25 protein-coding genes are annotated in these 26369 nt (G+C 38.2%); 10 read left to right on the top strand and 15 right to left on the bottom strand.

Translation table 11 applies throughout. The annotated features are described in order from the left end of the window. Nucleotides 1-7 precede the first annotated feature (7 nt). Together CHB68_RS03790 and CHB68_RS03785 are read right to left on the bottom strand one after the other, a co-directional pair. Nucleotides 8-1453 (bottom strand): O-antigen translocase, encoded by a 1446-nt coding sequence (locus CHB68_RS03790; protein WP_089259508.1) that lies wholly within the window; start codon nt 1451-1453, stop codon nt 8-10. A gap of 152 nt (nt 1454-1605) precedes the next feature. Then, nucleotides 1606-2988 (bottom strand): MraY family glycosyltransferase, encoded by a 1383-nt coding sequence (locus CHB68_RS03785; protein ID WP_089259507.1) that lies wholly within the window; start codon nt 2986-2988, stop codon nt 1606-1608. Between the two features lie 539 nt (nt 2989-3527). Between CHB68_RS03785 and CHB68_RS03780 the strand changes: the two genes are divergently transcribed. After that, complete coding sequence (locus CHB68_RS03780; protein WP_089259506.1) at nt 3528-4895, top strand: exonuclease domain-containing protein; 1368 nt, start codon at nt 3528-3530, stop codon at nt 4893-4895. 393 nt (nt 4896-5288) lie between these two features. Here CHB68_RS03780 and CHB68_RS03770 read toward each other — a convergent pair whose 3' ends face one another. The 7 genes from CHB68_RS03770 to CHB68_RS03740 form a co-directional block, all read right to left on the bottom strand. Next, nucleotides 5289-6695, bottom strand: a complete 1407-nt coding sequence (locus CHB68_RS03770) for an MBL fold metallo-hydrolase (RefSeq protein WP_089259504.1) — start codon at nt 6693-6695, stop codon at nt 5289-5291. A 53-nt stretch (nt 6696-6748) separates the two neighbouring features. After that, entirely contained in the window at nt 6749-8491 is a 1743-nt protein-coding gene (locus CHB68_RS03765) for a SulP family inorganic anion transporter (protein ID WP_089259503.1), read from the bottom strand. Nucleotides 8492-8534: 43 nt separating this feature from the next. After that, nucleotides 8535-8882, bottom strand: a complete 348-nt coding sequence (locus CHB68_RS03760) for a TfoX/Sxy family protein (RefSeq protein WP_089259502.1) — start codon at nt 8880-8882, stop codon at nt 8535-8537. Nucleotides 8883-8884: 2 nt separating this feature from the next. Continuing rightward, complete coding sequence (locus CHB68_RS03755) at nt 8885-9658, bottom strand: SOS response-associated peptidase (RefSeq protein WP_089259501.1); 774 nt, start codon at nt 9656-9658, stop codon at nt 8885-8887. Nucleotides 9659-9686: 28 nt separating this feature from the next. After that, a complete protein-coding gene (locus CHB68_RS03750) occupies nt 9687-10472 on the bottom strand; it encodes an aldose epimerase family protein (RefSeq protein ID WP_089259500.1) in 786 nt (261 codons plus the stop codon). Further along, on the bottom strand, nt 10462-11760 hold the full coding sequence (locus CHB68_RS03745) for a M20/M25/M40 family metallo-hydrolase (protein ID WP_089259499.1): 1299 nt from the start codon (nt 11758-11760) through the stop codon (nt 10462-10464). Before CHB68_RS03745 ends, CHB68_RS03750 begins: the two co-directional genes overlap by 11 nt. A 75-nt stretch (nt 11761-11835) precedes the next feature. Beyond that, the gene (locus tag CHB68_RS03740; RefSeq protein WP_089259498.1) at nt 11836-13077 is read right to left on the bottom strand and encodes an ABC transporter permease; all 1242 of its coding nucleotides are present in this window, start codon (nt 13075-13077) and stop codon (nt 11836-11838) included. A gap of 3 nt (nt 13078-13080) precedes the next feature. Between CHB68_RS03740 and CHB68_RS03735 the strand changes: the two genes are divergently transcribed. Continuing rightward, nucleotides 13081-14316 (top strand): exo-beta-N-acetylmuramidase NamZ family protein, encoded by a 1236-nt coding sequence (locus CHB68_RS03735; RefSeq protein ID WP_089259766.1) that lies wholly within the window; start codon nt 13081-13083, stop codon nt 14314-14316. Here CHB68_RS03735 and CHB68_RS03730 read toward each other — a convergent pair. Next, complete coding sequence (locus tag CHB68_RS03730; protein ID WP_089259497.1) at nt 14305-15177, bottom strand: sterol desaturase family protein; 873 nt, start codon at nt 15175-15177, stop codon at nt 14305-14307. The two genes, CHB68_RS03735 and CHB68_RS03730, sit on opposite strands and share 12 nt — an antisense overlap. A 161-nt stretch (nt 15178-15338) precedes the next feature. Further along, a complete protein-coding gene (locus CHB68_RS03725) occupies nt 15339-15830 on the bottom strand; it encodes a YkgJ family cysteine cluster protein (protein ID WP_089259496.1) in 492 nt (163 codons plus the stop codon). Nucleotides 15831-15905: 75 nt separating this feature from the next. On the opposite strand from CHB68_RS03725, the gene CHB68_RS03720 reads away from it, so the two are divergent. Continuing rightward, nucleotides 15906-16619: a class I SAM-dependent methyltransferase gene (locus tag CHB68_RS03720; RefSeq protein ID WP_089259495.1), complete on the top strand. Its 714-nt coding sequence runs from the start codon at nt 15906-15908 to the stop codon at nt 16617-16619. A 42-nt stretch (nt 16620-16661) separates the two neighbouring features. Beyond that, nucleotides 16662-17576, top strand: a complete 915-nt coding sequence (locus tag CHB68_RS03715; protein ID WP_089259494.1) for a hypothetical protein — start codon at nt 16662-16664, stop codon at nt 17574-17576. Nucleotides 17577-17619: 43 nt separating this feature from the next. Here CHB68_RS03715 and CHB68_RS03710 read toward each other — a convergent pair whose 3' ends face one another. Next, nucleotides 17620-18252, bottom strand: coding sequence for a 7-carboxy-7-deazaguanine synthase QueE (locus tag CHB68_RS03710; protein ID WP_089259493.1), 633 nt, complete (start codon nt 18250-18252; stop codon nt 17620-17622). 171 nt (nt 18253-18423) lie between these two features. On the opposite strand from CHB68_RS03710, the gene CHB68_RS03705 reads away from it, so the two are divergent. The 5 genes from CHB68_RS03705 to CHB68_RS03685 all read left to right on the top strand — a co-directional run bounded on the left by CHB68_RS03705 (nt 18424) and on the right by CHB68_RS03685 (nt 22133). Beyond that, nucleotides 18424-19929, top strand: a complete 1506-nt coding sequence (locus CHB68_RS03705; RefSeq protein ID WP_089259492.1) for a helicase HerA-like domain-containing protein — start codon at nt 18424-18426, stop codon at nt 19927-19929. Nucleotides 19930-19934: 5 nt separating this feature from the next. Then, on the top strand, nt 19935-20489 hold the full coding sequence (locus CHB68_RS03700; protein WP_089259491.1) for a hypothetical protein: 555 nt from the start codon (nt 19935-19937) through the stop codon (nt 20487-20489). Between the two features lie 66 nt (nt 20490-20555). Continuing rightward, nucleotides 20556-21395 carry an alpha/beta fold hydrolase gene (locus CHB68_RS03695; protein WP_089259490.1) on the top strand — a complete coding sequence of 280 codons (840 nt, stop codon included), beginning with the start codon at nt 20556-20558 and terminating at the stop codon, nt 21393-21395. A gap of 58 nt (nt 21396-21453) precedes the next feature. After that, complete coding sequence (locus tag CHB68_RS03690) at nt 21454-21705, top strand: DUF7218 family protein (protein WP_089259489.1); 252 nt, start codon at nt 21454-21456, stop codon at nt 21703-21705. Between the two features lie 2 nt (nt 21706-21707). Further along, a complete protein-coding gene (locus CHB68_RS03685) occupies nt 21708-22133 on the top strand; it encodes a VOC family protein (RefSeq protein WP_089259488.1) in 426 nt (141 codons plus the stop codon). An 80-nt stretch (nt 22134-22213) separates the two neighbouring features. Here CHB68_RS03685 and CHB68_RS03680 read toward each other — a convergent pair whose 3' ends face one another. Together CHB68_RS03680 and CHB68_RS03675 are read right to left on the bottom strand one after the other, a co-directional pair. Then, the gene (locus CHB68_RS03680) at nt 22214-23185 is read right to left on the bottom strand and encodes an aldo/keto reductase (RefSeq protein ID WP_089259487.1); all 972 of its coding nucleotides are present in this window, start codon (nt 23183-23185) and stop codon (nt 22214-22216) included. Between the two features lie 39 nt (nt 23186-23224). Next, a complete protein-coding gene (locus tag CHB68_RS03675; RefSeq protein ID WP_089259486.1) occupies nt 23225-24955 on the bottom strand; it encodes an alpha/beta hydrolase-fold protein in 1731 nt (576 codons plus the stop codon). A gap of 290 nt (nt 24956-25245) precedes the next feature. Here CHB68_RS03675 and CHB68_RS18515 point away from each other — a divergent pair, with 290 nt between their 5' ends. Continuing rightward, on the top strand, nt 25246-25392 hold the full coding sequence (locus CHB68_RS18515) for a hypothetical protein (protein ID WP_179213129.1): 147 nt from the start codon (nt 25246-25248) through the stop codon (nt 25390-25392). 88 nt (nt 25393-25480) lie between these two features. Here the strand turns inward: CHB68_RS18515 and CHB68_RS03665 are convergent, their stop codons facing one another. Further along, nucleotides 25481-26365, bottom strand: coding sequence for a bifunctional 5,10-methylenetetrahydrofolate dehydrogenase/5,10-methenyltetrahydrofolate cyclohydrolase (locus CHB68_RS03665; RefSeq protein ID WP_089259484.1), 885 nt, complete (start codon nt 26363-26365; stop codon nt 25481-25483). Between the last annotated feature and the right edge of the window lie 4 nt (nt 26366-26369).

The raw sequence follows: 26369 nt of genomic DNA, 5'->3' as shown, positions 1-26369 counted from the left end.
ACCATATTCATTTTTTAAAATATTTCCCCAATAGATCTTTAAGATTTAATCTTTTGTCTAGTTCCTTAAACGAATAATACATGGAAATAAGTATAAATAGAATACCAATTACATAATTATATGGAGAAGAACATAGTTTGGCCGTCAACAAACATCCTATAGCCAATGAAAATTGAATGGCGAAAATTTTAATGATCGAGGTAGAAAATCTAAAGCCATAAATTTTTCCGGTCATTGCATATATCTGTATCAAATAAATAAAATAGGAAGCCATATAAGAGAGACCTAACCCTGTTAAGCCCCAGTAATAATAGCCAATAAGATTTAAGGCCAATGTATAGGAATTGGTTATCAACTCATTCCAGAAAAATAATTTACTGGCTCCTTTTGCGATAAAGAAAAATGCCACTACCCATGCGGCTACCTTAAAGAACATACCAAGTGCTGCCCAATATATCATTTCCTTGACCGGGATAAACTCTGAAGAATATAAAATGGTAATAATAAGTTCAACGAATACCAAAAATACAATCAGAACCGGGGCTAGAATCAACATTGCAATTTCTGCCTGTTGGTTAATTAATGTAATGGCCTTTTCATTATCATGAACCACTGCAGACAATCTGGGAAAATAATCCGTTTCCATAGCGGTAAACAGTAAACCTACATATGTAGATATAATTGCAATACCGGCATTGAACAAACCAACATCTTCAACCCCACCGTTATTATTGATAAATATCCTTATTATGTACGAAACGCCGAGAACCATGATTCCGCTGATACTTAGCGTAAAGCCCATAACAAGCATATTCTTCCCTTTTTCCTTAGTTTCCTTTACGGAAACAGGAACTTTTTGGGTTTTAATTTTTTTGGTAAAATAAAATGCGACCGCAAAACCTAGGATAGAGGTACATATCATGGCGGGTACAATACCCTTAACCCCTAAATAATAATAAATGGGCACAGAAACCAAAAGTCCCAAAGCTGCTCCTATAACATTGGCCTTCGCCAAATATTTGAGTTTGCGCAATCCTTGAAGGAACACAAAACTTCCACTAGTTAATTGATTTAATAACAATGTAACTGAAAGCCAAACAAAGGCGATGGTATAATCTTTGTTCCCAAAAGATAGTTCACTTAACCAAGGGGATAATACTAAGGTCAAGATTCCGCCAAAAAGACCGGTAAACCAAATCCATCTCTTAACGATGGTTAACGTTTTGGAAAGCTGTTTTTCATCTCCGAGTTCAAAAGCAATGGCTATTTCCTTTACGGCACTAATACCCAAACCAAAATTGGTCAAGGAACTTATTAGTTTAGTGGTAGACATGATCAATCCGAGAATACCTATACCTGCAGGACCCAATAATATAGCCAGTATCTTAGATCGTCCAATAGAGATAAGAATATTAATGACCTGTACCCCACCAAAGATGGAGGTAGCTTTCATTATCTGTCTATAGCTATTTTTACTACCGCTCTGGCTCACTTGTAAGGTATTGAACTAATTTCTTGACTAGATTTATTAATTAGAAGCACAATCCCCAATACCGGAATTGATAGTATAATGTCACTTAATGTAAAATGATTTAGTATAGAAACTTATTCAGTTTTTAAATTGTTTTGATCGATATGTGTTGTTTTATCTAAAGGGTTCAACAGTACCTTTTCTTCATTTGCATAGTACTTGAACTTTTCACTGTTCTTTTGGGGGAAAGTGTTTTTAGCAACACGTTCTGGTTCTGTATTTAGACTGCCGTAATTACGATGCTGACCAATAGTTTCTTTCTGTAAGATTCTTTCATTAATAGGTATAATTATAGCACCATCTTCTTTTACCTCTACAACCCTACCGCTTACCCCCGGGGTTATTTCCTCTGGTTCCTCTCCCTTAAATTCCTCAAAGACACTTAAAAAAGGTAACAGATATAATAAACAACCAAAACAAACTACGACTATTAAACTCATATTAATTGGCAAGTTAATAGTAAAATACGTGATTAAGATCAAGGTTAGGTTACTGACCACTAAAAACATTGTTGCCTGCTTATGATTTAGCCCCAAACGTAAAAGTCTATGGTGAATATGATTACTATCCGCATCGAACGGACTTTTCTTTTGGGCAATCCTTACAATAAACACACGCAATAAATCAAACAAAGGGTATGATAAAATGGCCAAAAGTAAAATGGATGAGTTTTCAGAATTATACTCAAAAACCAGTTCTGGATTAATATTTAGAAATCCAATACCTTGGTAGGCCAATAAGAAACCAACAATAAGCGATCCGCAATCACCCATAAAAATTTTCCTATCCGAAGATAGATTATATTTCAAAAAGCCCATTAAGGAACCTATCAATACTGCAGCCATTATCGTCATTAAATAATTTTCTGCCATATAAAATGCAATACCAAAACTTAAACTGGCCAAAATTCCTATGGAAGAAGCCAAGCCATCGATACCATCAATGAGATTTATAGCATTGATTACCAAGACAAAGACAAATATGGTAAAGCCTACAGAAATAATATAGGGCAATTCCCCTATGCCCAATAAACCATGAAAATTAGATATCCTTACATTTTGAAGAATACATACCATGGATACCGCTATAAGTTGAATGACCAATTTCTTTTTAGCGGTCATAAATACTAAATCATCCTTAATACCCAAAAACAATAATATAATTGTAGCGGCCAATAATGAAAGTATATTACTTAAATCCTCAACAGTATTGTTCAGGAACGGTACAAACAAAAGTAAGGTCAAGGAAAATGTAATGAACAAGCCCATGCCACCAAGATTGGGCACCTGTGAAGTATGCACCCGTCTTTCTTCGGGAACATCCATTAGTCCCTTGGTCTTAGATACATAAATGATAACTGGATATAAGTTAAACCTAGTAGCCATTACATACGCAATTAAAGCTGATATGACCATTAAAACAGGTAAACTCAAAAATAGTTCTTGGATCGAATCCATTTAAATTAAATTTTTCTTGACACAGATCTTAATTAATAAAGATCTGATACAAATACGTTCATGTTGTTTGCAACACGAACAATTAATACTCAAAAAAAAATCGTGTCCAAATAAATCTTACAACTTATTTAAGGCTAAAATAGCAAGGTAATTTTCACAACTTAGATTTACATCGGTAGGATGCAAGCAAAATCGTTGTTTAACACATTCCCCATTCTCATTTGGCTAATCGTTGAACAACACCGCTTATAAACTAACCAACCGTGGGTTCAAAAGAAAATGTCCTTGTTTTGTAAAACGGTTTTTCATCTATAAATACACAATACAGTAAGAAATTTAAAGGCATTGCAATGCCTTGAACATGGAGTTTATCTATCCTAGATTAATTTTTACTATAACTTAAATAAGGTCTTGATTTTTTGGACCGAGATTGTAATTTTCTATAAAATGATTCACGTTTTTGACCGCAACATAGTTTCATGTAAGTTTTGTACCTATAAATCAACTAACTTTATCTACCCAAAATTTTAGTACATCTTTTGTATACCATAATAGACATAGAGACCACCGGAAATGGTGTAAAAGGAAATAAAATAACCGAGATTTCCATTTTTAAGTATGATGGTCATGAAGTTGTTGACGAATTTACCTCTTTGGTAAATCCGCAATGTGAAATACCCCAATTCATTACAGGATTAACCGGTATTGATGATAATATGGTGAGAAATGCACCTTTATTGGAAGAAATTGTACCACAAATTGAGGCCATTACAAAAGACACCATTTTTGTTGCTCACAGCGTTAATTTCGACTACAATGTCATTAAAAACGAATTTAAACAATTGGGGTTGGATTATTCCAGAAAGAAACTATGTACAGTTCGTCTTTCCCGAAAATTATTGCCAGGTTATCATTCCTATAGTTTAGGAAAACTCACGGCTTCATTGGGTATTCCGTTAACCGATAGGCACAGGGCCAGAGGAGATGCCCATGCCACCGTACTGTTATTTCATAAATTGTTAAGGACGCAAGGTGCGGAAACGGTGTTTAAACAATTTTTAAATTCAAAATCACAAGAGGCCACTTTACCACCGGGTTTACCAAAAGCGGAATATGATAAATTACCAATGACCCCCGGAGTCTATTACTTTAAGGATATGAAGGGGAAAATTATCTACGTGGGTAAGGCCATCAATATCAAAAAAAGGGTACTTGGGCATTTTTATGATAAAAAAACCAAGGAAATAAGACTCTGTGCAGAAACAACATCATTAGATTTTGAGGAAACGGGCAATGAGCTCATTGCTTTATTGAAGGAATCCGCAGAAATAAAAAAGCATTATCCAAAATACAACAGGGCCCAAAAAAGAACCGTACAGCAATATGGAATATTTAGTTATGAGGACCGTAACGGAATTATCCACTTGGCATTTAATAAGATAAAAATGACACCCAATGCTTTGGCGGTTTGTTATAGCCCTACAGAGGCCAGACAGTATTTAGAGGCTTTATGCGGTATGTTCGACCTATGCCCTAAATATTGTCATTTACAGGAAAATATTGCTATATGCTCCCATTACAAATTAAAACAGTGCATAGGTATTTGTTCTGATGTCTCATTGGTAAAACAATACAATGAAAGGGTTCTTGAAGCTTTAAAAAGTCTTAAGGACATACAATCTACATTACTAATAAAAACCAACGGAAGGCATATGGATGAAAATGCCTTTGTATTGATCCGTGAGAATAATTATGCCGGTTACGGGTATGTATCAAAGGATATTCAGATACAGGATGTGGCGGATATTGAGTTCTATATAACCCCGCAAAAAAATACTTTGGAAACCCAGCGTATTGTGGAAAGTTACCTAAGAAAAAACCCGAACAGTGTTTATGCTCTACCTTAATATTTGTGGTAAAGTTGGCGGCACTACTCGTTCATTTTATTATACATTTTTATTACGAATACCAACCATACCATAAAGATTACAGCTACAAAAATTGAGTAAGCTAAAACGAACTCCACTACTTTTTAAACTTTAGGTAATTCATAAATCCAAGGATGGTAGGTGCCCAAAACGCAACAAAAATTGCATCAAGTTTTTTACCGGACATAAAAAGATATTCAGAAACCACAATTATTGATAATACGACCAATAGCATGATAGTGTTCATTATACCTATTCGTGAAATAAATTTTTTTAGCATCTCTTTTATACGTTTGCTTTTTAAATTTACATATAAAAGCTATACAATTACCGCTTATATGAAGCAAAATACTATAGCTATATAGAAATCATTTATAATGTTGAAGGGCATACATAGTCCGTAGTTGCAACACCTTCCTTCTTCAATGCCCCAAATCCGCCCTTGACATCTATAAGATTATGAATACCTCTACTTTTTAATATGGAAGAGGCTATTACCGACCTATACCCGCCTGCGCAATGCACCAAAAAGTCATCGTTTTCTGGAAATTTAGCTAAATATTTGTTGAGTTCGCTTAGCGGGGTATGCTCCGCATTTAAAATATGTTCGCTCTTAAATTCACCAATTTTTCTAACATCGAAAACTGCTATCCGTTCTTCAATTTTTTGTTTTGCCTCATGTGCGGATATAGATACTATAGAATCCGTTTCCTTACCCGAAGCTATCCACGCTGCCATTCCCCCTTTTAGATAACCAATGGCAGCATCAAAACCTACCCTGGACAACCTGGTAATAGCCTCTTCTTCCAAACCTTCAGGGATTACCAATAATAGAGGTTGTTTGGTATCTGCGATCAAACCACCTACCCAAGGAGCAAAGTCACCGTTTAACCCAATAAATATGGAACGTGGAATATGGTTCTTTACATATTCATCTTGATGTCTAACATCTAACACCAAAGCTTCTGTCTCATTGGCCAGACGCTCAAATTTTTCAGGAGTGAGTGCACGGGTTCCTCGGTCCAACACCGTTTCTATGTCCTCATACCCCTCCTTGTTCATTTTTACATTAATCGGAAAATATTTGGGAGGCGGTAAGAGTCCGTCAGTAACCTCTTTAATAAACTCTTCCTTGGTCATATCTGCCCTAAGCGCATAGTTCATCTTTTTTTGGTTGCCCAAGGTATCTACGGTTTCCTTCATCATATTCTTGCCACAGGCCGATCCGGCACCATGGGCAGGATACACGATAACATCGTCTGCCAAAGGCATAATTTTAGTACGTAAACTTTCAAACAAGGTACCTGCTAATTGTTCCTGCGTCATATCGGCAGATTTTTGGGCCAGGTCCGGTCTACCCACATCCCCTAAAAATAAGGTATCCCCAGAAAAGATAGCATGGTCCCTTCCATGCTCGTCTTTTAATAAATAAGTAGTACTTTCCATAGTATGTCCGGGCGTATGCAATACTTTAATGGTCAATTTTCCTAAAGTAAATTCTTGTCCATCCTTGGCTATAATTGCATCAAATGAAGTTTGTGCGGTAGGACCGTAAATTATAGGGGCCCCTGTTTCTTTGGAAAGGGTAACATGGCCACTTACAAAATCTGCATGAAAATGGGTTTCAAAAATATACTTGATCGTGGCATTGTCGTTTTTTGCACGTTCAATATAGGGAGCAACCTCACGTAATGGATCAATTATGGCAACTTCCCCATTGCTTTCTATGTAATATGCTCCTTGAGCCAAACATCCCGTATAAATTTGTTCAATATTCATTTGCACTTAAAATTTCAATTACTAATCTATCTATCTTAAAATTAAAGCTAACTTCAATTCTTTTTTAATTTAGTCATTTTACTGTTCTCATAGGCAACTTTGGCCGCCAATAATGATATTTCATTGGGATTATCGAAAAAATCTACTGCTTCTTTGGTCTTTACGAACAAAAATTCCCGTTGTAATTCCTTAATAATACCCGTATTAAAGATAATATCCCTTGTGGGGCCAATTGCACCAGCTATATAAAATTGTTTACCGCTTTCCCGTATATCATGAATAAGCCTGGTCAACATATCTGCTGCGGTGGCATCTATATAATTAATGGATTCGGCGTTTAATATGATTCCTTTAAGTCCGGGACCTTTGGCCCTTATATGCTTTAATAACTGTTTCTTAAAATAAGCCGAATTACCAAAATATAATTGGGAATCGAACCTAACAATTAGAAGGTCATTGCGCACTACCACCTCATCGGCAAATCTTATAACGTTCTTATAATAATCCGAGTTGCCAATATTACCAATTTCCACAAAATGCGGTTTAGAAGTTCTATAAACCATTAACAGCAAGGAACATAATACTCCTATTAAAATACCTTCTGCAATGCCCATGAACAAAGTGAGAAAAAAGGTTACCAATAACACCACAAATTCATCTTTTCTATTGACCCATAAATATTTACAGTATTTAAAATCTATTAATTTTACGACCGATACCATTATAATACTTGCCAATACCGCATTGGGCAGATATTGAAATAAAGGTGTTAAAAACAACAAGGTCAGTACAACTAGGATTACACTGAACAAACCGGCCAAATTTGTTTTGGCACCGGCATCAAAGTTTATGGCCGAACGGGAAAAACTGGCCGTTACAGGATATCCCTGAAATAGGGATCCTACAACATTTGCCGTCCCCAATGCTATTAATTCCTGATTAGCCTTTATAGTCTCTATACCACTTTTATCCTCCAAGGCCTTACCAATTGAAATTGCTTCCAAATAGCCCACCAAGGCAAGCGCAACGGCAATAGGCCACAACCTTTTAAAATCCTCTAAATTCAATGATGGTAATTGTAATGCAGGAAGTCCGTCAGGCACGTCACCCACCAATTGAATACCAAAATTATCCAACTTAAAAAGAAATACTCCAACCATACCCAATACAACTATGATAAGAATACCAGGAATATTCCTGTTCCACTTTTTAAATGCGACCAATAGTACGATCCCGATTAGCCCAATACCGAGGTCCACATAATTTATTTCAACTAAATGAAAAAGTAAGTTAATGGCAGATTGATAAACTTTGTTACCGCCGGGCATAACAATACCGAGTAGATGTTTGAGTTGGCTTAAAATAATAATGATAGCCGCTGCGGATGTAAATCCGCTTATTACCGGTTTGGATAAAAAATTGACCAAAAAGCCCATTCTCAAAATGCCTAAAAGAAACTGGATAACACCCACCATAAAAGCCAATATTACCACCATTTTAATATAGTCCTCCACTCCCGTTATGGTCAATGCCCCCAGACCAACGGCCACCAATAAGGAATCCATTGCTACGGGACCAACCGCTATTCTTCTAGAAGTACCCAAAAAGACATAAACCAATACCGGAAACAATGATGCATATAAACCATGTACGGGGGGTAAGCCCGCAATCATAGCATAGGCCATACCCTGTGGCACCAAAACAATGCCCACGGTGAGTCCGGCCAACAGATCGCGTAGTAGAAAAGATTTTTTATAGGTGGACACCCATTCCAAAAAAGGCAATATTTTGCTCACGCGGTAAATTTAATCATTTCATTGGGCTTGTAACAATGCTTAGCTACTGTTCGCTTAAAAGCGCATTGAATTCCAACGCCATTATCACCCAATAATCCAAGTGGGATTCCATATCAAAACCATTGGGTGTAATGAACAGGAAACCACGCAAGGGTTTTCCGGTAAAATCCATCGGCATACTATCCGATCGTTGTAACAGTTCCTCATAATTTAATTTACCTACCCTAACCATCAAACGATCTTCATTGAATTTTTTGTCTATTAGAACACCCAAACACATTTTTCCGTTGCACATAAAAGTTAACCCGCCCATCATTTTTTTCTCCTCTACCACGGCTTTGCCCTTTAAGCGTTGCCTTACGCGCTCCGCCAGATGTTCGTTATAAGCCATTTTTAAAGATTTAGTTTTAACGGTTCCAGTTCCAGATAGGTTTTTTCCTCCACTACTTCCGGCACATTTCCCAAATAACTTTTACCGCGTAGCTTACCCACGGTATAAGCTTTTAACGGAACAGTATTGATTTGTTCAACTATAGTCTTTATATCATGTTCCACAGTATGGTTATCTGACAACCATAACGTTTCCGCTTCTTCTGTTAACAGCAATGGCATGCGGGGTTCTTCCAATTTTGGATTATTATGGATTTTTGCCAAAAGTTCATTACCTGAGGTCGTGACAATGGAAAATGAGGTAATGGTTCCTCCCGTGGTTGGATTTTTCCATACCGACCATAGCGTGGCAAGTGCCAAAGGTTCTCCGTTTTTTTGTTGAATAAAGTAAGGATAGGTTTGTTTTCCAAAATGATGATGTTCATAAAACCCGTCTATATAAAGTATTCCTCTTTTCTCAACTGCAGCATCCCTAAAGGCAGGTTTTTCAAAAATAGTTTCTACCCTAGCGTTCAGGGTACTGTTCCAAAGCTTTTGCTTTTGTTCCTCACTTGATACCCAATGCGGAATAAGCCCCCAAGTTGCTATAATTGGATAAAATGGGTCTTCATTGGTATATATCAATACTTCTGGATGGGAAAAACCAGATGCATGGTAAACGGGAAGATCCGTTAAGGGAGCCAACTTCTCCACGATTTCCTCAATGGCCTTTAGATCACTATTTCGCATTGCGCGTTTTAACTGCGCTTCTAAACTTGTTTTAATGTCATAGCACATAACTGGTCAATTAATTTCCTAAAGCAATCTATAAGGGCTTTAACAATACCTTAAATTGAGCCATATCTTGATTAAGCACCATAAAACCTTCATCTAGATTTTGTTGTGCCACGGCATAGGGGTAAAAAGTTATGGGTTCAATACAAACCATGTTGGGCACCTCTGTCCATAACATAAAATGGCTAAAACCCTCTGTAAGCACTTGCAAACTACGGTCATCATGTAAGGTAATACTATTAACGTTGGGTACATGTAAGGCCCTACTGCCCACCTGCAATACTTCCTCTATGGAATATTCATTGTTCTCCGTGGTGATAAGGGCGGTTTGGGTATGCAACATAAATGCAGGATGATACCCTAACATAAAAGGCATGCCTTCTTCCCCAGAGATGGTGAACACAATTTCCAAACCATTTTCAGTTAGCTCAAAAGATTTTTTAAATTCAAAATCATAAGGCCAGCTCAAGATTTCCTCCGTCGATTTTTTTGGATATTTAGAATTGACCACTTGAGTGTTTGCCCTATATGTTTTATGATAAACGGCCTGGGTAATGTTATGTTCCAACAACGTATATGTCATTTCGCGCAACAGGCCATGTTGGTCCTGTACCGCAGTACTTTTTGGGGTATGAACCCTAAAATCCGCCTCGGCAGTAGGTCCAATGATCGGAAACATTTCCGTATCTACGTTACGCCAACCGGGGTTACCTTTTTGGTGCATAAATTCATGTCCGGAAACCTGGAACCCTACCAACTCCCCTTCTTCTATTCTTACGCTTTGCCCTGCGGACTTAAGTGTGATCTTATTGCTCATGTACCAATCTATAAATTAAAAGTGCGGTTCTTTTTGTAAGTGCTTCGATCGTGTTTAGGTTTACGGTTTCCTGTGGGGTATGTGCACCATTTCCCATGGTACCCAAACCATCCAGGCAATCTACATATTCTGCCACAAAAGATGTATCTGCCGCACCACGTTTTCCTGGATCATAGGCCAGAACTTCACCTTGTCCCAAATCCAAACTAACGGCATTCAACTTTTTCAACAAATCAGTATTGCCCTCAGTAGGCTGCATGGCCGGATAGCTGTCCTTAAAGGAGATTTTTGCAGTGGTATGGGGTAAATTGTTGGCAACCACTGCTTTCATCTTATCACGTGCACGTTGTTTTTGCTCTTCGGAAATAAAACGAAGTCCACCCCTAACCTCTGCTCTTTGTGCTACCACGTTGGTCTTTCCAAAAACCGTTCCCTTACTGGTCATTTCATCGAACTCAACAAAAGTACCTCCTAGCAAGGTTCCCGGATTAAAAGTCAATAAATCTTCGCCCTTTACTTCAGTATAAAAACCGTTCAATATGCGAGACATTTCAAAAATAGCGCCCGCACCGGTATCCTCGCTGAAAATACCTGAAGAATGTGCTCTTTTACCTTCTACCTCAACTTTCCAACCTGAGGAACCTCTACGCGCTACGGTAGCATAGTTAAACCCAGTAGATGTCTCAAACCCTAACGCAATATCACTTCTTTTTGCCGCTTCAATTATATCGTGCCTGCTTTTTTCCAATGGGCTACCTGTACTCTCTTCATCACCAGTGAATGCAACAATAATCTGAGCATTGTCCAACAATCCGTTTTCCTGCAATGCCTTTAAGGCATATAATACAATTACATTACCACCTTTCATATCATTACCTCCCGGTGCATGGGCAATGGAATCGTTTACCATCTTAAACCGTTGAAATGGACTATCTTCTTCAAACACCGTATCCAAATGACCTATCAACAGTAATTTTTTACCTTTTGTTCCCTTTATTTCAGTAAATAAATGCCCTGCCCTGTTCATCTCTTCCGGCATGGGAATCCAAGTACTTTCAAATCCTATTTCAGTAAAGGCAGTGGCAAACTCTTTACCTACCGTTTCAACACCTTTAAGGTTTAAAGTGCCGCTATTGATATTTACGACCTTCTCTAGAAATGAAATTGCCTCGACATTATGGCGCTCAACGGATTTTACAATCCTTTTTTCATTCTTTGTTAATTTTTGGGCTTGTAGTCCCAATAGGAAAAATGAAGAAACAAGGCTAAGGAAAATCTTTTTGCACATATGGTCCGTTTTATTTCAAATGTACCAAAAAGAGGTAGAATATGCATACAATTATCTTGTGTTATAAAGCAAAAACTATTCGAACCTAATAGCTTTAACGGGGGTAATCTTCGTAATGATATAAGAAGGTATGAGCAACATTAATAAACATAACAACAACACACCTATATTCAATAACACTATAATAGGCAGATCTATACTTACAGGAATATATTCCACATAATACTCTTTAGGGTTTGGAAACTTGAATACCTTAAATTGTTCCTGGATAAAAATTACCCCAAGGCCAATAAGGTTTCCGTAGAATAACCCTATTCCTATTAAATAGGCGGCATTGTACAAAAAGACTTTTCGTATATCCCAATTGGGCATGCCCAAAGCCTTTAAGACACCTATCATTGGTGTTCTTTCCAGAATAAGCACCAACAGGGCAGTAATCATGTTAATGCCCCCTACTATTATCATTATTCCTATGATAAGTGCAATATTAAAATCGAACAGTCCGATCCATTCAAAAATCTTATGGTATTTGTCCTTGATTGTCCTGGTATCTAGATTAGAAAGTGTTTGTCCGTAAATATCATTGCTTTTCTGGTCAATATCGTCAAAACTGTTCAGAAAGACTTCAAAGTTACCTACTTCCGTATCGGTCCATTTGTTCATGCGTTGAATATGCCGTATATCCGTAAAGATGTAGAGTCCGTCTATTTCCTCAAAACCACTATCATAAATTCCCGTTATGGTAAACTTGCGCTGGTTAGGAATTTTATCCGTAGTATCATCCCTTAAAAAAAAAGTAAAAAAAGAATCGCCTACTTTTAAATTAAGGCGATTGGCCATTATTTTGGATATTAAAACATCAGCATTTAATTCCCCGGAATAATCTGGAAGCGTTCCCTCAATTAAAAATTCATTGAACGGAGCCCAATTATAATCGTTGCCAACACCTTTGGCAATTATACCCTCAAAAGTTTCTTCGGTCCTGATTATCCCGGCTTTGGTAGCCACCGCCTGTATGTGCACAATACCGTCTACCGTTTTAAACTCGGGATAAAAATCCTGTTCTATGCTAACGGGAACTACGGAAACCTCAGAGTTATTATTATCGTAATTATAGATCTGTACATGGCCGTTGAACGCCGTTACCTTTTCCCTGATCTTTTCTTTAAGCCCCAACCCTGTAGCTATGGCGATCAACATCATGATAACGCCAATAGCAATTGCGGCAATAGCTATTTTTATTATCGGCGCAGATATACTAATTTTATGCTCCTTACCCTTTATAAGCCGTTTGGCAATAAAATATTCTAGATTCAAATGATGTTATTTTTATCCAATTTCAAAAGTACAGTTTTATTATGGTTTTTGGTATTGGGCACATGCGGAAACAATGCCCATACAGTAACCGAAAACACACAACGCGCATCTAAGCCACAAATAAAACAGGAAGAAAAAGAAATAGTCGTAGCCGCTAACCGTACGGAAGCCTATGTACCACTTTTAAAGGGAAAGAAAATTGCCGTTGTCGCTAACCTGACCAGTGTTATTTTTAAGCCAGGTGGGTATACCCATTTGGTAGACAGTCTACTTTCGTTAGATGTAGCGATCAAGCACGTTTTTTCTCCTGAACATGGTTTTAGAGGCAATTTTGATGCAGGGGAACATGTAAACAATAGCAAGGACACCAAAACTGGACTAGAATTAATATCCTTGCATGGAAAAAATAGAAAGCCAAGCCAAGAGCAATTAGATGGTTTAGATCTAGTATTGTTCGATATACAAGATGTAGGTGTGCGTTTTTACACCTATATAGCTACCCTGCAACTGGTTATGGAAGCCTGCGCTGAAAAAGGAATTCCCGTATTGGTATTGGACCGCCCAAACCCTAACGGACATTATGTAGACGGACCAACCATGGAAGCGGAACACACCTCTTTTCTGGGCATGACCCAAATACCCTTAGTGTACGGAATGACCATTGGGGAATACGCCAATATGATCAATGAGGAAATGTGGCTAGAGGGAGACAAAAAGGTAGACCTTACCGTAATCCCATTAGAAAATTGGACACATGACCGTTTTTACAGTTTGCCCATTAGACCTTCTCCAAATTTACCAAATGACACATCTATTACCCTATACCCAAGTTTAGGAATGTTAGAAGGCACAAATATAAATGCCGGTCGTGGTACCGAATTTCAATTTCAACGATACGGCGCATCTTTTCTGGATAAGAACGTGTATGATTTCACCTATACCCCAAAACCAAATTTTGGATCTAAGTATCCAAAAGAAGAGGGCAAACTATGTTATGGCAAGGACCTATCCAAAACCGAACGCATGAATGAGGTGACTATGGAATATATTATAGATGCCTATACCAATACCGTGGACAAAAGTAAATTCTTCCTTACCGACGGATTCACTAAACACGCCGGCAATGATAGACTGCAAAAGCAGATTGAAGCAGGGGCTACCAATGCCGAAATAAAAGCGACATGGAAAGCGGATATTGAAAAGTTTAAAAAAATTAGGGCGAAATACTTACTTTATTAAAGGCTGTTCATTTGCTATTTCCTCTAGGCTACTACCATTAGTTGTTGGTTTTCTATAGCCAACAAAAGGATATTTCAACAACGAACTTATTTCACCGTTAGCAACCTCATCTGGGAAAGTATCTACACCGTAAATAATTTTTTCGCGATCTAAATGCATGTATGTACCGAACAGTCGGTCCCACCAAGAAAATATATTACCGTAGTTACTATCCGTGTAAGGTAGTACATAATGGTGATGTACTTTATGCATATCCGGTGAGATCAATACCCAACTAATTGCTTTGTCAACACCTTTTGGTAATTTAATATTGGCATGATTAAATTGTGACAATACTACAGATAGACTTTGGTATAACATGATGATACCAATGGGCGCACCCACAATAAAAACTCCGATCAAGGTAAACATATACCGTATTAAGCTTTCTAAAGGATGATGCCTATTGGCCGTAGTCGTATCTACATTGTGATCGGTATGATGTACCAAATGAACCATCCACAGCGGTTTAACCCTGTGCTCCACCAAATGTGCCGTGTAGGCACCTATCAAGTCTAACAGAGCAACCCCAAAAAAAACATAGGCCCATAAAGGCATATCTGGCAACCAGTTAATGATACCAAAGTCATTGGCTACCGCCCAATCCGATGTTTTTAAAAGTAAAAATGCCAATGGAAAATTCACCACTATAGTCGTCAAGGTAAAGAAGAAATTGGGCAGGGAATGTTTCCATTTATTATAACTGCCGTTGAATAACGGCACAATACCTTCTAGGATCCAAAAGAACGTAATACCACCAACTAAAATCAATGACCTATGAACGGCAGGTATGGTTTCAAAATAAGAAATGAGTTGTTCCATGTCCTAAATATAATAAAAAGTTGGGTGGGATGTTCTTTCATCAATGGTTGATGGTTTTAGGATTAACCTAGAAACTTTTTAATTGAAGCCACCTTAAAATTTATCGTTAATAGTACATTAACCCACTTGATTTATCATTGATTGCTGTAAATTGATGCATATTACTTAATCCGTTTTTTCATCTCCTCTACTATATTGAACGCGGCAGGGCAAATAGCCACATTCTTTAGGGTAAGATGGCTTATTTGCTGAAATTTCTTGCGGTCCGTATGCGGAAACTCACGACATGCCTTTGGCCGCACATCATATATGGAACATAGATTATCTTGGCCTAAAAACGTACAGGGTACTTGTTGCAAAACATAATCGTTTTCCTCATCGATCCGTAAATAGGCATCTATGAATTTTTGGGGTTTCATCCTAAACGATTTGGAAATGCGCTCCACATCTGCGTTGGTAAAAAGTGGACCTGTAGTTTTGCAACAATTGGCGCAGGTTAAACAATCTGTTCGCTCAAACTCTTTTTCATGAAGTTCTTGCATGGTATAGTCCAAATCCTTTGGTGCTTTTTTCCGCAGTTTGGCAAAGAACTTTTTATTCTCATTTTGTTTTTCCTTGGCCTTTTTTGGTAATTGTCGTAAAACCTCCTCCATGTCTAAAATTAATTCTTCAAAACTAGGAAAGTAGCGCCAAAAAGCGAGACTTTTGCATCTAGAAATACTATAATTTTGAACAAGGATATTTTAGGTACGGCGCTCTTAGATTACCAACACGGCAATTACATTGAAGATATTATTACATATTCCTCCCTTGAAGAAGAAGATGTTCTGCCTCTACCTTATATGTTCAGAAGTTTTAAAGAAATGCCTAACATTGAGCAAAAGGCTTTAAACTTATGCAAAGGCAAGGTTTTGGATGTTGGTTGCGGTGCGGGTAGCCATAGTTTGCATCTACAAGAAAAAAAACTAAACGTTATAGGCCTGGACGCTTCAGAAGGCGCTATAAAAGTCTGTGCATCCAGAGGGCTTAAAAATACGGTTCATACTGATTTACTATCCTATGAAGGACACAAGTTTGATACTATTTTAATTTTAATGAACGGTGTAGGTATCGCAGGAACATTAAAAGGCTTATCGCCATTTTTTCATAAACTGACTACCCTCTTAAATGATGGCGGACAAATTCTATTGGATTCCAGCGATATCATCTATATGTTCGAGAATGATGAAGATGGTGGCTATTGGATTCCGGATACTACGGATTATTATGGCGAGGTAAATTTTATCATGCGCTACAAAAAGGAAAAAAGTGAACCTTTTCCGTGGTTATACGTAGATTATAACACCCTGCAACGTGCGGCAAATTTCAATAATTTACATTGTGAACTCGTAATGGAGGGCGAACATTACGACTATTTGGCAAGATTGACACCAATGCAATAATAGGCGCCTTATTTTTTCGTTATGCTACTAGATATTCATATTATGAGCACATTCAAGAATTTAATCCTGCTTTTTGTTTTAGCCATTGCGGTATCATGCTCAAAAAGTAGTACGACAACAGAGGAGGAAACACCGACCCCTTCAGTGAACAAAGAGGCCAATCTTTTGGCTACGGGAGACTCTGCCAACGACATACTCTCTAACAGCACTTATGATAAATTATTAATAGAAATTGGCTATGTAGAAGGTTTTAGACCAACTGCTACGGCTATGACCCAGTTCACAGATTATTTGCGCCAATATACCTTTAAGGAAGATATTGAGATTATTTATAACGAATTACCAAGTCCTGTTGAAGATGAGCTGACCTTGCAGGAAATAGTAGAGTTGGAAACCAAGAACAGAACCGCTTTTAATACGGGCAGTACCTTGGCAATTTATATTTATTTTGCCGATTCCCCTGCGGAAGGTGATGACTTGGAGGGCGGACTTGTAACGTTGGGAGCGGTGTACCGGAACACTTCCATGATCATTCATGAAATTACGGTAAGAAAATTAGCTGCCAGAAGCTCTTCCATAAATAATGAGGATGTAGAGACCGCTACGTTGAACCATGAATTTGGGCATCTTTTCGGTTTGGTAAATTTAGGTACGGATATGGTCAATGATCATGAGTCCGAATCCGAGAATGAGGATGGAGAATTAGTGGGCGATAAACATTGCAATCAAGATGGATGTTTAATGCGAGCAGAATTACAATTTGGCAGTAATTCGGTTTTAGGGAAATCCCAAAAAATGTCGGCTAAAACAGCTTATGAGGATGGTGTAACATCTGGCTGCATATTGTCTGGCGAAAGCGTTCTGCGCATGTTGGAAAAACAAACTGCAAAAGGTGTTGCAAGTGTAGCCCTTGATCCTGAATGTATTTTGGATATTAGGGCCAATGGTGGTCGTTGATACCACCAATTACATTCAAAAAATTAGATTAAACCGGAGTATGTTATGGAATATTTAAATATTTGTGGGTTTGTAGGGATACCTTCCATTTTGGGTTCTTCATGACATAATCCACGATCATTGGCACAACTTTATCCCTTACGCTCCATTCTGGTTGCAGGTATAGAATACAATCCGCATTGGTTTTGGCGGCTTGCTCCTCTGCAAAGATTAAGTCATGTTTGTTATAGACAATGACTTTTAGTTCATGGGCCTTGTCATATATAACACCTTCCGGAAGTTTGTTCTTTTTAGGTGAAAGACAGATCCAGTCCCAATTACCGGTCAAGGTATAGGCTCCAGATGTTTCAATATGGGTTTTAAGTCCTTTATTTTTGAGCGCCGTGGTCAACGGTTCCATATTCCACATCAACGGTTCACCACCGGTAACCACAATAGTATCTGAATATGTGGCTGCATTGGCAACAATATGCTCAATATCCGTAGGTGGATGCGTTTCTGCGTTCCAACTTTCCTTTACATCGCACCAATGGCATCCAACATCACATCCTCCGACCCTAATGAAATAGGCGGCCGTTCCCTTGTAAAAACCTTCTCCCTGTATGGTATAAAATTCTTCCATTAAGGGTAAATACACGCCTTTGTTCACTTTCTCAAGTACCTCCACATTTTTCATCTGGCAAAGATACGGTATAGTTACTAAAATTCTCAACGGTTTATACCGTACAAATGCATTGCATTCTAACTAGAAACCAACCGCTTTCTGTTGAAAACTAAGTAGTATTAAGGCAGTCCTTATCTTTTGGATTGCTTAAAAATCCACTATTTTTATCGAAAATTAAATAAAATGGCCGGTACCGAAGATTTTTTTGAACATATTAAAAAAGGTTATACCACCAAAGGCGATTATATTGTAATGGGAGCCGCTATGCAGAATGGAGAGGCCGTTACGGATGCTTTGGTGAAAATTCCGTTAAAAACATTGAACAGACATGGCCTTATAGCAGGTGCCACCGGTACTGGAAAAACCAAAACGTTACAAGTACTTGCAGAAAACCTTTCACAAAAAGGAATTCCGGTCATGTTAATGGATTTAAAAGGAGATTTAAGTGGATTGGCACAACCTAGTCCGGGACATCCCAAAATAGATGAGCGCCATGCCAAAATAGGCATTCCTTTTAAAGCAAATAGTTTCCCGGTAGAAATCCTATCATTATCAGAGCAGGATGGTGTAAAACTTAGGGCTACCGTTTCAGAGTTTGGACCAGTACTATTATCGCGTATCCTTGACCTTTCAGAAACGCAAGAAGGTATTGTGGCAGTAGTATTTAAATACTGCGACGATCAAAAAATGCCCTTGCTAGACCTTAAGGATTTTAAAAAAGTCCTACAATATGCAACAGGGGCCGGTAAGGCAGAATTTACCAAGGAATATGGAAGAATCTCGACCAGCTCTACCGGGGCCATTTTAAGAAAGATCATAGAATTGGAACAACAGGGAGCAGAACTGTTTTTTGGGGAGAAATCCTTTGATGTAATGGATTTGACCCGTGTAGATGCAAAAGGCCAAGGCTATATAAACATCTTACGCCTAACGGATATACAGGATAGGCCTAAATTGTTCTCTACGTTTATGCTAAGCTTATTGGCGGAAATCTATTCCACCTTTCCAGAGCAGGGCGATAGTGACCAACCGGAACTGATTTTGTTCATAGATGAGGCACATCTTATATTCAAGGAAGCCTCAAAAGCGTTATTGGACCAAATAGAAAGTATAGTAAAGCTCATACGTTCAAAAGGAATAGGACTATATTTTGTTACCCAAAACCCAACGGATGTTCCTAATGATGTATTGGCACAGCTAGGCCTTAAGGTTCAGCATGCGCTAAGGGCATTTACGGCCAGGGATAGGAAGGCCATAAAAATGACGGCGGAAAATTATCCGGAATCCGAATATTACGACACCAAAGAAGTGCTTACTTCCTTAGGAATTGGCGAGGCCTTGATTTCGGCACTGGACGAAAAAGGGAGACCAACCCCACTTGCCGCTACCCTATTGCGCGCACCCATGAGCCGCATGGATGTGTTGACGGATAAGGAATTGGCCAATGTTATCGATAAATCGTCCTTGGTCAACAAATACAATGAAATAATTGACCGTGAGAGCGCCTATGAAATCCTGAACGAAAAAATAGACGAGGCGGAAAAATTGGCCGAAAAAGAAAAAAACAAACCTAAACCAAGAAGAACATCCACAAGACAAAGTACCAGACAAAATCCTATCATAAAAGTATTGACAAGTGCAACTTTTATTAGGGGCGTACTTGGGGTGTTAAAAAAAGTGATGCGTTAGCAATTATGAGATCATTACATATTTTATTCTTTTTAGCAGGCAGTTTTTTGCTCTTTAACTGTCAGGATGAACAATCTAAAGATTTTCAAATTTCAGGAGATCAGGTAGGCCTGCTCTCCAAACAAAGTTTAGCAAGGGATATAGAATTGATTTTTGAAAAGGACTCTGTAGTTAAGGATACCGTAAAGCTAAATTTTGGCAACGGGGCCAGTAAAATAAAAATTTATGAAAGAGGGGGCCCGCTGTTACTCACCCTTACCCCAAATACCGATAGTATTGCGACCATACAAAATGTTCAAATTAATGATGAAAGGTACGTAACCGAGAAAGGGATTTCCAAATTAAGCACCTTTAAGGATATAAAGGAGGAATACGCTATTAAGAAAATTATCACCTCACTTAATAATGTGGTGGTATTATTAAAGGACAGTGATCTTTATTTTACGATAGATAAAAAAGAACTACCGGAAAGTTTACGGTATAATGCCAATAGCAATATAGAAGAAGTACAAATACCGGATAACGCAAAAATAAAATACATGATGATCGGTTGGGACTAATTTACCTTTTCAGCATGTCCTAAAACCCATTTCCCCAATTTCCATCAATTTATAAAATAACAACAGGTGCCCGTTCTATTTAAAAAACTTATTCCAAAACTCTACGGTCTCTACTTTAATCTCTTGGTATGGTTTGTTCCAAAAAAAGTGGCCCAACAGGCATTTACCGTATTTGCAACAGTAAGAAAAGGCCGTGTACTTCCCAAACAGCAAGCTTTTTTGGATAAAGCTAAATTAGATGTGCTATCCATCAATGAACACAACATACAGGTATATCATTGGTCTGGCAAAAATGAAACCGTTCTTTTGGTACATGGTTGGGAAAGCAATAGTTGGCGATGGCATAAATTGATTGAAAAACTACAGGCAGAAAATTATAACATTATTGCATTTGACGCCCCTGCGCACGGGTATTCATCAGGCACCATTTTACATGTACCCCTTTATGCAGCCACTTTAAAGGAGATGTTGTCCGTTTATACCCCTAAAGTGCTCATAGGCCATTCTATGGGTGGCATGACCATATTATATAATGAGGCCAACAACCCAAATGACCATGTTGAAAAAATGGTTACCATTGGTTCGCCATCAGAACTCCATGAAATTCTCGATCACTATAAAAAACTATTAGGGCTAAGCACAAAGGTCACCAAAACCTTGGAAGTGTATATCAATGACCATTTTGGATTTACCCCAGAAGATTTTTCTAGTCCAAAATTTGTAAAACGAAATACCAAAAAAGGATTGGTCTTTCATGATAGACTAGATGAAATAGCGCCCTACCATGCTTCTGTTGCCGTTCATAAACATTGGAACGGCAGCGAACTGTATAGTACGGAAGGCTTTGGACATTCTATGCATCAAGATGAGGTCAACGATAAAATTATATCCTTTTTAGCAGAGTAATTTCTAATTGTATACAGCACGTTCACAGACCATTAATTATTTATTTTTAAAATAAAAAATGGCAAAATCAAATAATATTCCCCAAATTAAAAATGAAGAGCAATACGAGGCATTAGTAGAAAAAGGCTATAGCAAACAAAAAGCAGCTAGAATAGCCAATACTGAAAATGCGGGCAAAAAGGGTGGTAGTGCATCTACTTATGAAGACAGAACAAAAGACGAGCTTTACGAACAAGCCAAAAAAATTGGTATTGAAGGACGTTCAAAAATGAACAAAAAAGAATTAATTTCAGCATTAAGAAATAACTAACTATGCAAAACATTACACCATTTCATATTGCGATACCCGTACACAACCTAGCGGAATGCAGAATTTTTTACCGAGAAATATTGAATTGCGAAGAAGGCCGTAGTAGCGACCATTGGGTAGATTTCAATTTATTCGGACATCAATTGGTGATACACTACAAGCCTAAATCTGAAACCGAAACCGTACACCACAACCCCGTTGACGGTCATGATGTACCCGTACCGCATTACGGAGTAGTTTTACCTTGGGATACTTTTCAGCGCTTTTCGGAAGAGCTAAAATCCAAAGGTGTACAATTCGTCATTGAGCCTTATGTGCGTTTTGCAGGTAAAGTAGGCGAACAGGCTACCATGTTTTTTTATGACCCTGCCGGAAATGCTTTAGAGTTCAAAGCTTTTAAAGATATGGGGCAATTATTTGCCAAATAACAAGAGTCAAGAATAAGAAACACCCCTATTGATTAAAATTAATGGGGGTGTTTTTAATTGCCATGTATTATTTATGGTCTCTACTGAGACCAAGAAGTAGGTACTCTGTCCCAACGATGCTTTTTCAATTCTTGATATAGTTCTTTTGGCAAACCTTTTCCATCACTTGTCGCAGTATTCGCTAAGACATTACGTTGTTTACGCATACCGGGTATGGTAGTACCCACATTATCATTCATCAATATAAAACGAAGCGCCATTTCAGCCATGGTCATTCCCTCAGGAATTAATGGTCGTAAAGCATCGGCATGCTCTACTGAAGAAATTAAATTCTCTGGTACAAAATAGGTACCGCGCCAGTCACCTTCCGGAAAAGTTGTTTCTTTTGTAATGTTCCCTGTCAATGTTCCTTCATCAAAAGGCACACGGGCTATTGTTGCGATATCCAATTCCTTACAAAGCGGAAAAAGAACATCTACTGGTGCTTGGTCAAATATATTATAGATAACCTGAACGGCATCCAACAATCCTGTTTTTAAAGCTTTAATTCCATTTTCCGGCTCCCAACGGTTCATACTTACACCCATTGCCGCTACTTTACCAGAAGTTTTTAAATCTTCTATAGCGCGTTGCCATTCTTCCCTATCGCTCCAAACATCGTCCCAAGTATGAAACTGCATTAAGTCTATTTGCTCCAAGTTCAAATTCCTCAACGTTTTATGGGTGTATTCCATAATATGCTCGGTAGGATAAGAATCGTCAAAATCATATTCAGGTTTTGCTGGCCATTGAAAGTTCTTAGGTGGAATTTTACTGGCCGTATAGATTTTTTTTGAGGGATGTCTCTTAACCAATTCCCCCAGTAATTCTTCACTATGTCCTTCACCATAGCCCCATGCCGTATCAAAAAAATTGACCCCTTTTTCAACTGCCAAATCCAATGATTTAGCCGATTGTTCATCATCACTGGCCGTCCAACCTGCCATGCCCCACATTCCATATCCTACTTCACTTACTTGCCAATCTGTTCTTCCGAATCTTCTATATTTCATTGTGCACTTTTATTACTGTTAAAATTTAAATAAACTATATTATTCATACCTCCAACTCGTTAAATCGGCATCTTTAGGAGCACTTTTTTCAATACGCTCCATGATCTTTGGTACGTACATACTATTGTAACGAAGTCTGGAAATGGCATTGGGCTGTTCCGGGTCTCCGTTCCAACAATGTTCCGCTCGGTCGCCATATAGCACTTCTCCTTCATAATATGGATCCGTGGTACTTTCCAGAAAGTCTTCCATAAGATATACGGCATTGTTCAAATAATAATTATCCATATCCCCACAGTAGATATGAATCTTACCTTTTAAATTATCCCCTAGTTTACCCCAATCTCGTTGCAAGATATGCCTAAGATCATAATTCTCCTTCCAGTATTCCGCTACTTCATGGTCTATATCTCCGGTCATCTTATCCCAAATCCTTACCGGGTATCCATCATCTCCTTGGGGAGAATATGTAGCTTCCCATATATCCCATTGTTGTCCCGACCTAGATTTGTCCCCCAATACCAGTTCCAAATGATTTCCTTGGCGCAGGGTAGATTGTATTTGCCCTAAATAGTTACGATGGGCAGGCACTTCCAGTTGTTTGTGCCTACTTGGATAATAATAGGCATTTTTATCCTCATAGATATTGGTTAACGTATAGGCCCTAAAATCTATGGGGTCAGGACAAGCCGCAAAACATCCGTTATATTCTTCCGGGTATTTTACCTGTACCGCCAATGCTTCCCAACCACCGGTAGAACCGCCATATAAAAAACGAGACCACCCCTCGCCTATTCCCCTAAACTGTTTTTCAATTTCAGGAATTAGCTCATAGGTAATAGCGTCCCCGTAAGGACCTTGACTGGCAGAATTTACGGCATAAGAATCGTCATAATACGGTGTTGGATGTTGAATTTCTATAATTATGAAACGAGGGAAATCGGGCGCGTTCCATCGCTTGTAAAAATCATAAGCCTCTTGTTGTTGAATTATATTATATCCTTCCAAATTAAACCGTTCTGAATATTCAGGTGTAAGGTTGGGGTCTGGAGGGGTGGTCCTGAAACCTCCAAAATCCGAGGGAAAGTGACCATGGAAGACCATTAACGGATACTTGGCTTCAGGATGCTCATCAAAACCTTTGGGAAGCAAAACATGTGCACCAAGATAAATATCACGGCCCCAAAAGGCGGACAGTTTTTCTGATTTAACCTTTATATGTTTTATCCACTTAGTATCTGTTGGCTCCTCTATGGGCGGAATAACTTGATCCAAGGTAACCGATACGTTTTCAAAACCATTGGTTGCCACCCTTACCTTAAACGGTTTACTATATAAATTGCCCGGAGACCTTTGCCATTGTTGGCCTTCGCCATTATCCATTGGAAGTTTCACGGTATGTCCACTAGAAAGGTTAAAAGTTTCATAGACATGTAATAGTGCTTGTACATTATATTCCCCTGGTGGTACATCCTTTAAACTTTCATAGGGATAGCCAAAAACACTGGCATCAAATGAAATGGGTGTGCCCGGTTCCCAATCATTGACATTAACACCAAATATGAGTTGCGTATTTAATCCGTCATTAATCTGAAAACGAGGCTCATCACTATCGTCTGTAGATAACATAAGTAGTAACCTACCGTCTTTTTTTGATGCACTTACCGTTTCATCTAAGGTTACATTGATATTATAAATGGGCTTTACCACCTTTTCACAACTAGTGAAAACAATATTTAGCAGTATTATAGCAATTACAAATTTTTTCATGACGGCTCTCTGGATTGGTTTATTAAAGATAATACCTAGACCCCAATCATGTTCATATCAAAAAGATTTTTTGTGCTACTTAAACTTAACCGGTAAAACATATTAAAAAAGTGTTTTAGTTTCATAATAATTTACCGTCCAAAGGTTTATTTAAAAATGCTCTCTTACTCTCAACTTAGAAATTTCTTAAATAACGGTTTACCATATACCGAATTACCATACCATATCCATAAATTAAACGTTATGTATTTATGTGCGATTATACCGCTATAACCATAAAAACCCCTACTATGAAAAAAATTTTATTTGCCATTATGGTCATAAGTATCATTTCCTTAATTGGCAGTTGTGACTATGACGACAGCAATGATATTGATTATATCATTCCCAATGACAGTACGGCAACCAACAGCATACAAAAAAATAGCGCTATATAATATCTTTCTATTATTCTAATAACCTAAGAATAAATGGGGTATAAAAAAACCCAACTTAAAGTGTTGGGTTTTCACAGGATCAGTATGATCAGTCTCTACTTCTATGCCTTTCCCTTGCCAATAATGTATTCTTTAACAACATTGCAATGGTCATTGGGCCTACCCCACCCGGAACCGGAGTTATAAACGATGCCTTTTTACTTACATTTTCAAAATCCACATCGCCTGTTATGTAATATCCTTTTTCCTTGGTTTCATCAGGCACACGGGTAATACCTACGTCAATGACCACGGCATCATCCTTTACCATCTCAGCTTTTAAAAATTTAGGAACACCCAATGCAGAAATTACGATATCTGCCTGTGATATAATTTGGGTGATGTTTTTTGTATGGCTATGGGTTAGCGTTACGGTTGAGTTGCCCGGCCAGCCCTTTCTACCCATTAAAATACTCATTGGCCTACCTACAATATGGCTACGTCCAATGACCACGGTATGTTTACCTTTGGTATCTACCTTATAACGCTCCAATAATTCCAAAATTCCAAATGGGGTAGCCGGTATGAAGGTACTCATATCCAGCGCCATTTTACCAAAGTTGGTGGGGTGAAAACCATCTACATCCTTATCTGGGTGTACGGCCAATATCACCTTTTGGGTATCTATTTGTTCCGGTAATGGCAACTGTACGATAAATCCGTCAATATTATCATCTTCGTTCAGCTCCTTGATTTTTCTCAACAACTCCTGTTCAGAGGTTGTACTGGGCATTTGAATTAGGGTAGATTCAAAACCTACACGCTCGCAAGAACGCACCTTACTGCCTACATAGGTTAAACTGGCACCATCACTACCCACAATTATTGCTGCCAAATGAGGGACTTTTTCTCCTCTTTCCTTCATTTTAGCAACCTCTGCCTTTATTTCCTCCTTAATTTGATTGGATACTTTTTTACCATCCAATAATTCCATATCC

Source organism: Maribacter sedimenticola (assembly GCF_900188415.1).
GTDB lineage: Bacteria > Bacteroidota > Bacteroidia > Flavobacteriales > Flavobacteriaceae > Maribacter > Maribacter sedimenticola.
This window is presented reverse-complemented; position numbering and strand designations above follow the sequence as displayed.